This window comes from Corynebacterium lujinxingii, from assembly GCF_014490555.1.
Classification (GTDB): Bacteria; Actinomycetota; Actinomycetes; order Mycobacteriales; family Mycobacteriaceae; genus Corynebacterium; species Corynebacterium lujinxingii.
The window spans coordinates 169,385-184,798 of record NZ_CP061032.1 but is presented as its reverse complement, the minus strand read 5'-3'; the positions used below and the strand labels follow the sequence as shown (position 1 = coordinate 184,798).

Sequence of the window (15,414 nt, the reverse complement as noted above, 5' to 3'; positions counted from 1 at the left end):
AGGCGGGTTTTCGCGTTGCGTGCTAACGCTGCTCCATCAGCTTCGGCACCGCGACTGCTGCGATCCCGACTACGGCGAGAATCGCCAGGATTGCGCCGATCACCGCGCCCGTGCTGCTGCCCTCCGACTTGGTGCCGTCGTCAGCCGCCACGGAATCCTGCGCCACCGGAACCGATGCGGTCGCCACGCCAGACACCCGCGCCGGCGCCGGGGCCAGCGTTTCGACGACCTCCCGCTCGACAATGAAGTCATCCTCGGCCGGCTTCGCGGCGTCGATACGCTCGAGGGCATCTTGCTTGTCGACGACCGCCCGGTCCGCCTCAGCCAACCCTTCACGAGCATCTTCGAGCGCGGATTCGTCGTCAGCAAGCGCCTGCTCGGAGGCGGTGAGGTGGTCGTTGGCGGTGGCGAGGTCGTCGATAAGCGGCTGCTTCGGCGTGGCCAGCGCGACCTCGAGAGCCTCGTCGGCGGTGTTCTTCGCGGAAGCGGCGGCGTCGCGATCGTCGCGGGTCGCGTCGCGAGAGATGGTTGCGCGGTCGAGCCCGTCCTGGGCCTGGTTGACGTCGATGTGGGCGAGGTCGACCTTGGGCTCGAGCTCGTCGACGCCCTGCTGAGCGTGCTCCACAGCGCGCGTGAACGTGGAAACCCAGAACTGTGCGTACCTTTCGTCGTTATCGACCGCACGGAACTGCGCGTCGTAATCCACCTGGGTGATCACGGGGTCGAAGCCGTCGGCAGTGCGTCGCGAAAGCTCGCCGGTATCGCTGACAAGATCGCCGTACGAGGGGGTGACGCCCTTCGTGTCGGTCAACGGGTCGGTGATCGGGTCAGCCTGCATCACCTCGCGGGCACCCGACGGAAGGTAGAACGGGACGCCGCTTGCTTGAGCGCGACGCGTCGATTCGTCCCCGTCGCGGTACCAGCCGTCTTCGAAGTCGAGGTCGTCGTTGAAGAACATGGTCGTGGCGAACACGTTGCCGCTGTCGTCGACAGTGATGCCGAGTCCCATACCCTCGAACGTCGAGTCAAGCATGCCCCGGTTGTGACCCGGCGAGTTCCTCCACTGCTCGAAGAGCGCCACGGGCAGACCGACCCAATGCTTGCGCGTCCTGTCGCCCCTGATGCCCGGGTAACGCGCCGCGATGTTTTCGCCCGAGCGTCCGTATTCATCCGCATCGGAGTGGCGGAACGCATCCTTGCGCCCCATCACCGGCGTGTCGGCCGCCATCTGGTCAGACCACGCCTGCGCTTGCTCGATGTAAATCTCGTGGGTGACAAGCGGATGCAGCCCGTTCGCTTCGCGGTACTCGTTGATCAATTCCGCAACCGCCTGCCCGGTCAGGTGCCTCCAATCCTCCAGCGAGTAGTCCGCGCCGATGCGGATGCGCTCTTCGATGCGGGCACGCTCAGCGCGGGCCGCCGCGACATCCGCGTTTGCTTCCTCCAGCGAATTGGTCGCGTTCTCCAGCTCATCGCGCTTCGTCGCGAGCTGTTCACTCAAGTCGTCCAGCTCCGCCTGGGCGTTGTCGCGGGTGGTGCGGGCGTCGTCGACACGCTGCTGCGCTGCCGCGAGCCGGTCCTCGGCGGACTGCAGCTCGGCTGCCGCGTCGTCGACCTCCTGCTGACGGGCGTCGACGTCGACGGCGGCAAGCGCGGCCTCCGCATCGGCAACAGCGGCACGCGCCTTATCGACGACACCACGCGCCTGCCCAAGCGCCTCCCCCGCGTCAGTGACACGCTGCTCGGCCGAGGCGACCGCGTCGTGCGCCTCCTGCAATTCCGCCTCAGCGGCGTCGCGGTCGCGCTGCCACTCCTCCACCGCCTTGGAGTACGCGTCCTGATCCACCTCCGACACAGTGCGGGTCTGCACCGTCTGGGCAGTTGCTTCGGGGACAGCGACGTGGACGGTGGAAATAGACATGGTCGCTGCGAGCATCGCGGCGGTGAGACGTGTGCGCTTCATGGCATCCTTCTGCGGATTCGCTGGAAAAACAATGGATGCAATGAGAGTATTACGGCGTTGACCTGCGCGCATAATAACTTATGCACTTCTCAGCAACAACTTTGGTAACACTTAATAAAGGTCGGTTGGGGACGATGGAAATGCCCCCCATCTGTACGGTGTGAATAAATCTGCAATCAACGGGAAGGGGACCCGGTAAGGATGCATGATCACCTAAAACAACTTGCAACGCAGTGGTCGGAAGAGTTCGACAACCACCTCGACGACATTGCCGACCTGCGCAGAACGATCCACCAGAACCCGTGCGTCAGCGGCGAAGAACAACCCACCACCGACCTGATGCGGAATGCCCTCGGGATCGATCTCGAACCAATAGCGGGCACCGGCGCGATCGGCCGGGTCGGACCGCAGGACGGGCCGGCGGTGGGGATCCGCGGCGAGTTGGACGCGCTGCCGGTGACGGAGGAAACGGGGGTGGGGTGGTCGTCGACAAGCGAAGCGATGCACGCCTGCGGCCACGACGCGCACCTCGCCGCCCTTGCGGGCGTAGTCAAGGCAGCAAAGCGCCTCGACCTGCCGTTTGGCCTGGTGCCAGTGCTGCAGCCACGCGAGGAGACGTACCCGTCCGGCGCGCTGGACATTGCGGAATCGGGCAGACTGCAGGCAATGGATGTGCGCCACGTCATCGGCGCGCACGTCCACCCTGCGGTGCCGACGGGCGCGGTCGCTGCCGGCTCCGGTTTTGTCAACGCGGCCGCGGGCGAGATCTCCGTGACGGTGACCGGCAAGGGCGGGCACGGCGCGTACCCGCACAACGGACGCGACGCGGCGGCGCCCACTGCGCAGATCGCCGTCGGCATGCCGGAGGTCGTGCGCCGTGTGGCGGATCCGATGGAACCAGCGCTGGTGAGCATTGGCACCATTTCCGTCGGCCAAGGCGCGGCCAACGTGCTGCCCAGGACCGGGCGGATCTTCGCCACCGTGCGCTCCACGAACAGCGCGAAGAATGCCCAAATTGCGCAGGCGGTGGAAACGATGGCTGCCAACGTCGCCGCAGGTTACGAATGCGAGGCGGAGGTCTCCTACCGCCCAGGACTTCCCGAACTCGTCAACGCCCCGATACTCGCCGACCGCTTCGGCGCCTACGCCGGGCACCTGAACTTAAACAACGCGGAGACGATGCGCTCGATGGGCGCGGACGACTTCTCCTTCTACGGCGAGATCTGCCCGTCGCTGATGTGTTTCGTCGGCGTGGCGGACGGAAGCGAGATGCCGTCGCTGCACGACCCGACGTTTCTGCCGTCGGAGGCGGCGCTGGAAAACGTGGGCAAGGCGATGATCGCGGGCTACCTCGCCGCCGCCGACGCCATTCTCAGCGAGTAACTACCGCGGCTCGATCTCGCTTTCCACCAGCCATTTGTGGTTGCGGTAGGTCTTGTCGTTTGCCTCGTAATCCACCATGTAGACCGTCTCGCGGGTGGAGTAATTGATCGTGCCTTCCGCCCCGTCGAGGCCGTCTTCGTGGTTGGCGTGGATGGTCACTGGGGTGCCGTCGATAAGCTCGTTGGTGCCGGCGTTTTCAATCTCCTCCTGCACGACCCACTTGTGGTTGAGCACGGGCTCGCCGCCGTTGGTCGGGTAATAATTCACCGAGTACGCCGTGGTGTTGTACGCGCCGACGATGGTCGCCGGCGCGCCCTTCATCCCGTCGTAGTGGTCGGCTGTGAGCGTGACCTCCGTGCCCACCGGGAACCGCGGGTTCTGCGTCTGCTCGATGCCTTCCGGAGCCGGTCCGCCGTCAGCGAGCCCTTCGCTTATCGACGAACACCCCACCCCCAGCGCCCCCACCAAAAGAACCGACGCAATCGATACAGTTACACGGGAAAACATACTGCTAAGCCTACTCTTCGCGCAGCAAACGACCCCCAAAACCACTAAGTGATTTTGGGGGCCGGGAGCAGTTCTTAGGAGTTAGAACTTAGCGATCGGACCCAGGACGCTGTCCACCGGGAACGGGATCAGCAGGGAGATCAGACCAGCCAGGCCGATGATGCCTGCGATGGACAGGATGACTGCCAGCAGCGGGCTCACCGACGAGCCCTCGGAGGAGGCATCAGTGGAGCCGTCCTGCGTGGGCTGCTCCACCGGCTGCATCTTGTTCTCGAAGGTCAGGCCGTGGTTGACCGGATCGATGCCCAGCGCGTTGAGGCTGGCAAAGAAGAGGTCGGTCTGGTCGATCTGGCCGGTCAGGTTCGCGGCACCCGGGCCGGAAGCTGCGACACGGAGCTGTGCACCGGTGTGCTGCTGGCCGCCGAGGGCGTCCTCGTCCTCGTTGGTCTTGGAGGTAGCGAAGTTGACGGCCATGGTGGAGCCCTCAACCGTGGTCAGCTGGGTGACGCGGCCGGCGGTGTTCTGGTTCTCGTAGGTGATCTGCGCGGTGTGAGCGTGGTCGGCGGTGGCGACGATCAGGGTCTCTTCGCCGGTCTTTTCAACCCAGTCCTGCACAGCCTTCACAGCCTCGTCGAGCTGGCCGACCTCGCCGATCAGGCCACAGGCGTCAGCCTGGTGGTCAGCCTTGTCCGGGGATGCGGACTCGACCTGGAGCAGGAAGCCGTTGTCGTTCTGCAGCAGCTCGAGCGCCTTGGAGGTCATGGCTGCCAGACGCGGAGTCTCAGCGGTGAACTCCGGGTTAGCAACGCAGGTGGCTGGCTCGAGGTCGCCACCGTCGGTGGTCGGAATGGACTGGTTCAGCGCGCGCGGCATGTTGCCCTCGGAGAACAGACCGAGGACCGGCTTGTCGGCGTTTGCCTCTGCGATCGCGTCGAGCTCGGAGGCGTTGGTCACAACCTGGTAGCCATTGTCCTTCGCGTTTTCCAGGACAGTCTTACCTGCGGTCCAGGTGTTACCGTTCTCGCCCCACTGGCCGCCCTGGACGACCTCGGTGTTGAAGTAGCTGCGGCCGCCGCCGAGGGTGACGTCTGCGCGCAGGTCGACGATCTGCTCGGAGATGGAACCGAGGCCGCCGTTTTCACGCAGCTGCTCGCCCTCTGCGACCTTCTTGTCGCCGGACGGTGCGTAGTAGGAACGCTTGATTGCGTGCGCCGCGAAGGCCGCCGGGGTGGCGTCCTGGATCTCGGCAGTGGTGACGTTACCGATCTTCAGGCCCTTGGCCTTTGCGATCTCGCCGAGGGTTGCAACCGGCTTGCCGGCGTTGTCCACGCCGACCGCGCCGTTGTAGGTCTTCACACCGGAGTTCCATGCGGTGCCGGTTGCGGCGGAATCACCGACGTAGTTCGGCAGGCCGGTCTCCTTGTCCAGGGAGAAAGTAGTGAGGTAGCCGGTGTAGTCGAGGTCGTCAAGGCCCTCGAGGCGGCCCGCGGAGCCCTTGAGGTAGTTACGCGCTGCGGTGATCTCAGAGTCGCCGGTGCCGTCGCCGATGAGCAGGACGACGTTCTTGGCCTCGGAGTTGTCGATGCCCTGTCCCTCGGTGCCGAACTGGGCACAGTCGCCGACCTTCGGGGCCTCGCCTGGGGAGACGAGGTAGCAGAGCTCGTCGCCCGGCTTCGCCTTGGAGCGGTTCGCCAAGGAAGCAACCTTGGCGCCCTTGTTGATCTTCCACGGCTTCTGTCCACCCTCGGTGCCACCGTTGAGGCCAAGCGCGTTCGCCATCGCGTAGAAGGCGTCGGTCTGATCGAGCTGACCGTTGACGTTCTCGGAGCCCGGGCCGAAGCCTGCGATGCGCACCTGGGTGCCGGTGTGCATCATGGAGAAGTTCGGGGTGTCGAACGGCTCACCGTTTTCCTTCTTGTCAAAGACCGGGTTGCCGTTCTCATCCAGCCACGGCTGGGTGCCGAAACCGACGGACATGACCGCACCGCCGTCCTTCGGGGACTGCAGGCGGGTCACGGCGGACACAGACGGGCGACCGTCCGGAATGATCTCGGCGGTGTGCGCGTGGTCGGCGGTGACAACGATCATGGTGTTGCCGTCTGCCTTGGCAAAATCGAGAGCTTCCTTGATGACCTCATCGATCTGCTCGGTCTCGCCGATCATGCCGCAGGCGTCGGCTGCGTGGTCTGCCTTGTCGATGGATGCGGACTCGACCTGGAGGAAGAAGCCCTTGTCGGCACTCTTGTCGTCGAGAAGCTCAATGGCCTTCTTGGTCATTTCAGCTGCGGACGGCTCGTCGCCGCGATCAGCTTCCTTGCAGACCTCTGGCTCGGTGGTGCCATCGGACTTTACCGGCACGGTCTGCTCGAACTTGCGGGTCATGTTCTTGTCGTGGAACAGGCCGAGCACCGGCTGGTCCTGGTTCGCGACGGTGATGCCCTCCAGGCCCTGCTTGTCATCGACAACCTGGTAACCCTTGGCAATCGCGTTCTCGCGGACGGACTTGCCGGCCTCCCAGTCGGCGCCACCGTCGTTCTTGTCGGTCAGGAACGGGTTGCGGTTCTCGCCACCCTGCTGAACCTCAGCGTCGAAGTACTTGCGGCCGCCGCCCAGGGTGACGTCGGCGCGGGTATCGATGATCTGCTCGGAGATGGAGCCGAGACCGCCATTTTCGCGAGCTTCAGCACCCTTGACCGGCTTCGCGTCGCCGGACGGTGCGTAGTAGCCGCGCTTGGAGATGTGCGAGTGCAACGCGCCCGGGGTCGCATCCTGGATCTCGGCGGTGGAGACGTTACCGGTGCGCATACCGGCGTTCTTCGCCATCTCCAGCAGGTTCTCGTGCGGCTTGCCTGCGATGTCCACGGACAGCGCGCCGTTGTAGGTCTTCGTGCCGGTGGACCAGCCCGTTGCGGACGCCGCGGAGTCGGTGACGTACTGACGCTTGCCGTCCTGGCCGATGGCGAAGGTCGTGTAAGCACCTGCCGCGGTCAGCTCGTCGAGGCCCTCGAAGCGGCCGTTAGCGCCCTTGAGGTAGTTACGAGCGGCAGTGATCTCCTGGTGGCCCATGCCGTCGCCCAGGATGAAGATGACGTTGCGCGCCTGGGCGTCGGTGTTGCCCTGGCCGCCCTTGCCAAACTGGGTGCAGTCGCCCGGCTGCGGGGCGACGATGTTTCCGTTCGAGTCGATAGAGATGCAGGTGTCCTTACCGTTGAAGGACTGTTCCGCCGACTGCGCGACGGAAGTAGGTAGATTCGCCATAGCCAACGCGGATGCGCTGACTACCGCGGTAGCTGCTTTTAGCGAGAAACGCATGTTGGGTTCCTTATAACGAGAAGCCGAAGAATATGAAGCGGTTTTTGAACCGATGCACACCCTAGACACAGCAAATTTCTAATAAGGAACGCTCAGGTGAATTTTAGGTAACGGCTTCCCAGATGCGAAAAGGACGGCACCCAACCGGGTACCGCCCTTCGCTTACGCGCTCAGACTACTTGCTGGAGGAACCTGCGTTCTCCGAGGAGCCCTTGCTTGACGACGAGCCCGTCTCGCCCGAGGACGTCACACGCTCCGTCGAGCCGAGCACGGTCATGCCGTTGTCGAAGCCCTCTTCCTGACATGCCTGTGCGATGAGCACGCCGGTCAGGCTGATTGCTGCGACGGCGCCGAGCGCGATGCCCAGCGGACGCAGCTGCTCGCCGTAGGTGGCGAACTGACGGTTGACTGCGTCAGCCCTCATCTGCAGTTCGCGTGCCCACTCCGGCTGCGGGTTGTTTCGGCCGTGGCCGAAACCAAGGTCCGGCATGGACTCATGGAAGCGACGGTTCAGCTCTGCCGAAGCCTGCTGAATCTGTGGACCGAACGCCTCGTTCACGCCGTAGCCAATGCCGGCAAGGATGCCGACCGGCAGCAGCCACAAGATCGGGCTGTTCTTCGCAAACGCGTTGGTCACGCAGCGATTCGCCTTATCCGACGAACCGGCGGCGTCGTCCGCAGTGCCCCCGTCCGGCTTCGGAGCAGGCTGGTCCGGCTCCGGGTCCGTGCCAGGATCTTCCGTCTTCGCGCCTTCGAGCACGCCCACCACGGCGTTCACCACGTAGGACTCTCCGGTCGGCGTTGTCACGCGCACCGGGATCTGTACGGTCTCGCCAGACTTGGCGGTAGCCGGCGGCGTCGCGGTGACGGCGCCCGTCTCCGGGTCGACCTCGACAGTCCAGCCCTCCGGCACCTCGCCACCGAGTTCGTAAGCGTTGCTCTCATTGTGGCCGGAATTGATCTCAGCCGTAACGGAGTTGCCCACGTTCACCAGGCGCGGATCGTAGGACGGCGCCGGGCTGCTTACCTTGGTGCCCACACGGACGATCATGTTCTGTGGCGTCTTGGTCTGCTCGGTCGATTCGCGGGGCTCGCCCTGCTTTTGCCCGTTCTCAAAGGTCCAAGACTTCGTCGTGCGAGTCTCACCGAAAACGCCCTGCTGCTGCACTACGTACGCGCCGACCGGAAGGCTATCGTCCTCCAAGAACTCGACTTCGAACTCGACCGGGGTCACGGTGGTGTCGCGCAGCTCGCCATTGACGATGCCGGTGCCAACCTCGATGACCTCGTCGGTTGCGGGCCTGAGGATCTCAACCTCATCGCCCACGTGGCGTGCGAGACCAGCCTTACCCTCGACGACCCGCTTGTGCGTGCCTGCCGGCAGCTTCGGGTTTTCGCGGGTGATTACACCGAACGGGATCATCTCGTTCCAGGTCGGCTTCTCGCCTTCCTTCGCGCCGACGCGAATAATGCGCGGCTTCGCTTCCCGCACAGTCTCCATGCTGGTCGCACCATTGACAGTCGTTACACGCAGCAGTCCCGGCTCGCCCTCGGAGACAACTTCTTCCTGGCCGGGCTCAAGTGAGGTATCGAAGATGACCTCAGTCTTTTGCGGGACCTCAACATCCGTGGATGTCGACTTCGGTGCCTCAACCTTGGTGCCCACGCGGATTACCGCGTTGACCGGCTCCTTGGTGCGCTCGGTTGTGACCTTCGGCTCAGTCAGCTTGCCGTCAATCAGCTCGCGGGTGGTGGTTACCTTTTCCTCACCGAGCACGCCTTGCTTTTCGACGACCTGCTCACCCACCGGCAGTGTTTCATCCAAAATCACTGTGGTCTCAAACGGCACTGGTCGGTTGACTACCGAGATCAGATTAGCGTCATCGGCACCCGGGCCGTACTCGACAATCTTGTCAGTCGGCTCAGTGCGGTCCTTCGACTCGGTCACCGTGGCCTGGCCGTTAGTGCCCTCAAACGTCGCGGTGTAGGTCGCCTCGCCGTTGACGCCCTCCTGGACAGTCACAACCTCGCCCGGCTTCAGATCCGGGTTCGGGCGCACGACCGTGGAGAACGGAATCGGCTCCTTCCACTCGACCTTGTCGGTCGCAGTCGCCTGCTTGGTGCCAACCTTGATCACCTCGGTGGTCGGCTGCGTGGACACGTTCTCTTCACGCTGGGTGTCAGTGACCTCACTGTTGACGATGGTCTGGGTCACCTTGACGGTCTTCTCACCAGCCTTACCCGGTGTCACAACCTTGTACTCGCCAGCCGCAAGCGTCGGGTCGTACTCGATCTTCGTCTCGTACGGGACCGGCTCGGTGTACTCGAAAGCGTTAGTGCTGTCGGTCTTCGTGCCCACACGAACAACCGCGTCAACCGGCTCCTTGGTGCGCTCAGTGGTCACCTTAGGCTCGCCAACAGGCTTGCCGTCCTTGATCTCCTGGACAGAGGTGATCGTGTCGACACCGTTCTCGCCCTGCTTATCGACGACCTGCTCACCCGCAGCCAACGTCGGATCCGCCACAAACGTGGTGTTGAACGGCACCGGGTTCGTCGTCGTCGACGTCAGCGTCTGGTCATCGATCGTCGGACCGTACTCGATGATCTGGTCCTTCGGAGCCTTGGTCTGCTCTTCCGTCGGCGTCACGGTGGAATCCGCACCGACCGACTTAAAGTCAGCGGTGTACTTCTTCTCGCCGTACTCGCCCTCTTGGACGGTCTTCACCTCGCCCGGCTTCAGCTCTGTGTTCGGGCGAACGACGGTGTTGTACGGAGTGTCAACAGTCCAGGTCACCTGGCTGGAGGCCTCAGCAGGTTTGGTACCAACCGCGATGATCTTCTTGGTCGGCTCCTTCACAATCTCCTCGGTAGTGGTGGCCTCACCGTCCGGCTGGCTGTTCACAACCGGCTGCGTAACCGTCACCTTCTTAGTACCCGGAACACCCTCCTGAGTCACCTTCTGCTCGCCCGGGGCAAGGGTTGGGTCGTACACAACCTCAACCTCGAACGGAATCACGGTCTCAACCGAGTTCACAGTCTGGCCCTCGGTCTTTGTGCCCACACGAACAACCGCGTCGACCGGCTCCTTGGTGCGCTCAGTGGTCACCTTCGGCTCGCCAACCGGCTTGCCGTCCTTGATCTCCTGGACAGAGGTGATCGTGTCGACACCGTTCTCGCCCTGCTTCTCAACCTTCTGCTGGCCAACCGGCAAGTTCGGGTCAGCCACGAAGGTGGTGTTGAACGGAACCGGGTTCGTCGTCGTGGTGGTCAGCGTCTGGTCATCGATCGACGGACCGTACTCGATGATCTGCTGCGTTGGCTCAGTGCGGTCCTTCGACTCAGTCACCGTGGCCTGGCCGTTGGTGCCCTCAAACGTCGCGGTGTAGGTCGCCTCGCCGTTGACGCCCTCCTGGACAGTCACAACCTCGCCCGGCTTCAGATCCGGGTTCGGGCGCACGACCGTGGAGAACGGAATCGGCTCAGTCCACTCCACCTTGTCGGTAGCAGTTGCCTGCTTCGTGCCAACCTTGATCACCTCGGTGGTCGGCTGCGTGGACACGTTCTCTTCACGCTGGGTGTCAGTGACCTCACTGTTGACGATGGTCTGGGTCACCTTGACGGTCTTCTCACCAGCCTTACCCGGTGTCACAACCTTGTACTCGCCAGCCGCAAGCGTCGGGTCGTACTCGATCTTCGTCTCGTACGGGACCGGCTCGGTGTACTCGAAAGCGTTAGTGCTGTCGGTCTTCGTGCCCACACGAACAACCGCGTCAACCGGCTCCTTGGTGCGCTCAGTGGTCACCTTAGGCTCGCCAACAGGCTTGCCGTCCTTGATCTCCTGGACAGAGGTGATCGTGTCGACACCGTTCTCGCCCTGCTTATCGACGACCTGCTCACCCGCAGCCAACGTCGGATCCGCCACAAACGTGGTGTTGAACGGCACCGGGTTCGTCGTCGTCGACGTCAGCGTCTGGTCATCGATCGTCGGACCGTACTCGATGATCTGGTCCTTCGGAGCCTTGGTCTGCTCTTCCGTCGGCGTCACGGTGGAATCCGCACCGACCGACTTAAAGTCAGCGGTGTACTTCTTCTCGCCGTACTCGCCCTCTTGGACGGTCTTCACCTCACCCGGCTTCAGCTCTGGGTTCGGGCGTACGACGGTGTTGTACGGAGTGTCAACAGTCCAGGTCACCTGGTTGGAGGCCTCAGCAGGCTTGGTACCAACCGCGATGATTTTCTTGGTCGGCTCCTTCACCGTCTCCTCGGTAGTGGTGGCCTCACCGCTCGGCTGGCTGTTCACAACCGGCTGCGTAACCGTCACCTTCTTGGTACCCGGAACACCCTCCTGAGTCACCTTCTGCTCGCCCGGGGCAAGGGTTGGGTCGTACACAACCTCAACCTCGAACGGAATCACGGTCTCAACCGAGTGCACAGTCTGGCCCTCGGTCTTCGTGCCCACACGAACAACCGCGTCAACCGGCTCCTTGGTGCGCTCGGTTGTGATCGTCGGCTTGCCAACCGGCTTGCCGTCCTTGATCTCCTGCGTCGCAGTCACGGTGTCCACACCGTTCTCGCCCTGCTTATCGACGACTTGCTCACCCGCCGGCAGCGTCGGATCCGCCACAAACGTCGTGTTGAACGGCACCGGGTTTGTCGTGGTGCTGGTCAGCGTCTGGTCCGCAATTGTCGGACCGTACTCGACAATCTTGTCGGTCGGCTCGGTGCGGTCCTTCGACTCCTTCACCGCGGCCTGGCCGTTGGTGCCCTCAAACGTCGCGGTGTACGTCGCCTCGCCGTTGACACCCTCCTGCACGGTCACAACCTCACCCGGCTTCAAATCCGGGTTCGGGCGCACCACCGTGGAGAACGGAATCGGCTCCGTCCACTCCACCTTGTCGGTCGCAGTCGCCTGCTTGGTGCCGACCTTGATCACCTCGGTGGTCGGCTGGGAGGTCACCGTCTCCTCACGCTGTGTGTCGGTGACCTCGCTGTTGACGATGGTCTGAGTCACCTTGACGGTCTTCTCGCCAGCCTTACCCGGCGTCACAACCTCATAGGTGCCAGCCGGCATCTCCGGGTCGTACTCAACCTTCGTCTCATACGGCACCGGCTCCGTGTGCTCTACCGTGTTCGACCCCTCGGTCTTCGTGCCCACACGGATGACAGCATCCTCTTTCTGGGTCACGATGGTGGTCTCGACCACCGGGTCACCGGAGGGCTTGCCGTCGACAAGCTTCTGCTTCGAGGTCACGGTTTCTTCGCCGACGACGCCCTGCTTATCGACGACCTGCGTACCCGCCGCCAACGTGTCGTCCGGAATGATCTGCGTCTCGAACGGGATCTTTCGCGTGGTCTCAGTGACCAGCTCTTGCTCGTCCAGGCGCGGGCCGTACTCGATTTTTTCCTGGACCGGATCCTTCGTGTCGGTCGACTGGACAACGTACGACTCATCACCGACGGAGCGGAAGATAGCGGTGTAAGTGCGCTCACCGGCGGCGCCCTGCTGCACAACCTTGGTCTCACCCGGTGCGAGTTCCGGGTTCGGGCTAATGATTGTGCTGTACGGAATCGGGGCGGTCCAAGTCACGTTGGACGTCGCCTCGGCGGGCTTGATGCCTACGTGTACGACCTCGTTGGTCGGCTCCGCGGTGCGCTTCCAGGTGCCGTCGCGCTGTTGATATTCCTCGCCGGCAACGCCCTCGGTAACGACCTTGTACTCGCCGGCGGGAATTGTGTCGTCGTAGACGTATTCCACGTCAAACGGGATCGGTCGGGTCGACCGCTTCACGTTGACCACAGCCTCGGTCTCGTCGGCGGAGCCGTCTTCGTAGGTCACCTGCACCTTAACGGAGACAGTGTCACCGTCCTTCGCGGTCTCCGGGATCTCGGAGATGACGTTGCCCTCATCGTCCAGGCTGACTGTCCATTCGCCGTTCTGGGTCGAGACCTTGTAGGTCGGGTTGCCGAACTCGTTGTTCTCACCGGTAGCGGTGAAGTTGGCGCCCGGATCGATGACGAACGGCTTCTGTGCGGCGTATCCGACTTCGTCCGGTTTATCCACGCTCAGCGGGGAGGTGATTTGCTCACCCGGGTACGCGGTTTCCGGCGGGTAGTGCGGTTCCGCCTCGTAGTTGAAGGAGTGAGCGACAACGGTATCCACCGGCACGACGTCGGTGGTGCCATCCGGGTAGGTCACCGTCACGGTGTTCGCCTTCCGGTCGCCGCCCTGCGCGTCAGCGGGCGGGGTGACGGTGACGGCGCCGGTCGGGTCGATGGAGTAGGTCCAGCCGTCAACCTCGTCGCTGTCCAGGGTGAAGGTGACGCCCTCGGGGGCGTCCTGGATCTGGCGGCTCACAGGTTCACCCGGTTTCGTCACCTTCACCGGGTACGACGGGCTGTTCAGAGAGGCGTCGTCGCCGACCAGGAAGGTTAGCTCGCGCTCGTCGACGGTGCCGTCCGGGTAGGTCGCGGTGATCTTCGGGCGGGCCATGTCGCCCGCCGCCGCACCTTCGGGCGAAGTCGCGGTCACGGTGCCGTCTCCGGCTACGTTGATGGTCCACCCTGCAGGCACAGTGGCCGGGTCAACCGTGTAGGACGCAGGCTTAACCGGCTTTTGGTTCTTGCCGATCACACGCTTGAGCGTCGGCGCTGGCGACGTCATAGTCGCGCCGATGATTCCACGGATGGTCTCAGGCGGGTAGACCACGTCAGTGGTCTGGGTGTTGTTCGGGTCCACGATGACCAGCAGCGGAATGATGTCCTGCGTGCCGTTGGAGTACGTCACCTTCACAATCGGCTGTGCGAAGCTGCCCGGGCGTGCATCAGTACCCGCGGGGGATTCGACGACCACGGTGTAGTCGCCGTTATCCGGATCACGGAAGTACGCGTCCCAGCCCTCATAGACGTTCGAGTCGTCGAGCTCGATTTCCGCGTTGTACTTATTCACCAGGTCTGTGAGCGTGTCGCCGTTGGAGTCCGCGACGTTGGTGAAGGTGCGGGTTTGGCGCCCCTCGGTCGGAGCATTGTTCGCAACACCAGAAGTGATGTTCTGCTGGCGGGAGTCGTAGTTCGGGTCGTGATTCTTCGCATCGTCGATGTCGAAGGTGTTCGTCGAGATGGTCTCGGGCGAAGTGTATCGCTTGGGCGCGAGGCTGGAGTCATAAACCGTATCTCGCAGGCTACCGTTGGCTTCGGCAGCATCCTTCAACCCCTCCAAGTTGCGCGGCATCGCGATCATCTCGAACTTGAGCTTGTCGGTCTGCGTGTATGCGGGCTGGCCCTCGATGTAGTCCGCCATCGTCCAGTAGATGTCGTTGCCCTCGCGGGTGATCTCACCCGGGACCTCATTGCCGTCGGGATCCTTCGCGATGAAGCGGAGGCGCTCGACGGAATCCTCGTCCGCGGAGACGGTACCGACCCTCACGGTCTCACCCGGCTGGATTACCGTGGCTTCGAAGTTGTCGGTATCCAGCTGGTCAGCCCAATCAATGGTGATCGGGGAGCAGTCGGCGTTCTCGCTCGGCCACGGGTTGACAACGCCGTTGACTAAAAATTCGCCACTCTTGGAGAAGAAGTAGCCGTAATCTGCCTTCCAGTCATCGTTGTACTGGCCCTTCCACCCGATGGTCATGCCATCGTTGGCGATCTGATCCACCTGGCCCTCGGTGAGATCCATATCCGCTCTGAACTTCCGGGCCGTCTCGCCGCGTGCCGGCGGTTTGATGACCATATCGGGCACGTCCTCGACGTAGTTCACGGTCCCCGTCGCGGAGGGTCCGATCGTGTCGCCCGGCTGCAGCGGGGGAAGTGTTACCGTTCTGCCCGAAATCGGGGGGTTATTCGGGCCGTCGACGACATTCAAGAAGTTGAACGTGCGCTCGCCGGAGGTGTCCGCCGTGACCTGGAGGCCGAAGTTGCGGTCCGTACCGTTTGCCATGCCCGGCACACGCCGCTCGTAGCTGAGGCCCGAGTTCGACGAATCAGTGTCAGTGAGCGTGGCGCCACAGGTCAACGCCGTGCTGTTGAGCTCGGACTGCTTCGGCTCGACAGGTTCTTGCGTGTCGGTGTAGCGGACGTTCTCAGCTGCGGCGGTGGACGGCGCCACGATTGCCGCGCCGCCGAGGGCGAGCGCGATGGTGGATGTAATAATGACGCCGGAACGGCGGGCGCTAAATGCGCGGTCGTTTTTGGGCACGTGAGCTCCTTACGTAGCGATGCCTCGAGCCGTCGATAAGCGGCTGGCGATAGTT

The 15,414-nt window shown here is 63.3% G+C and carries 5 protein-coding genes; 1 reads left to right on the top strand and 4 read right to left on the bottom strand.

The features are described from left to right. Positions 1-22: 22 nt before the first annotated feature. Positions 23-1,963: a CAP domain-containing protein gene (locus IAU68_RS00765; RefSeq protein ID WP_171193185.1), complete on the bottom strand. Its 1,941-nt coding sequence runs from the start codon at positions 1,961-1,963 to the stop codon at positions 23-25. Positions 1,964-2,164: 201 nt separating this feature from the next. Here IAU68_RS00765 and IAU68_RS00760 point away from each other — a divergent pair, with 201 nt between their 5' ends. Further along, positions 2,165-3,346: a M20 metallopeptidase family protein gene (locus IAU68_RS00760; protein ID WP_171193184.1), complete on the top strand. Its 1,182-nt coding sequence runs from the start codon at positions 2,165-2,167 to the stop codon at positions 3,344-3,346. Here IAU68_RS00760 and IAU68_RS00755 read toward each other — a convergent pair whose 3' ends face one another. The 3 genes from IAU68_RS00755 to IAU68_RS00745 all read right to left on the bottom strand — a co-directional run bounded on the left by IAU68_RS00755 (position 3,347) and on the right by IAU68_RS00745 (position 15,359). Then, a complete protein-coding gene (locus tag IAU68_RS00755) occupies positions 3,347-3,853 on the bottom strand; it encodes a YdhK family protein (RefSeq protein WP_171193183.1) in 507 nt (168 codons plus the stop codon). Positions 3,854-3,934: 81 nt separating this feature from the next. Next, positions 3,935-7,165: an alkaline phosphatase gene (locus IAU68_RS00750; RefSeq protein WP_171193182.1), complete on the bottom strand. Its 3,231-nt coding sequence runs from the start codon at positions 7,163-7,165 to the stop codon at positions 3,935-3,937. A gap of 175 nt (positions 7,166-7,340) precedes the next feature. Next, positions 7,341-15,359: a G5 domain-containing protein gene (locus tag IAU68_RS00745; RefSeq protein WP_171193181.1), complete on the bottom strand. Its 8,019-nt coding sequence runs from the start codon at positions 15,357-15,359 to the stop codon at positions 7,341-7,343. Between the last annotated feature and the right edge of the window lie 55 nt (positions 15,360-15,414).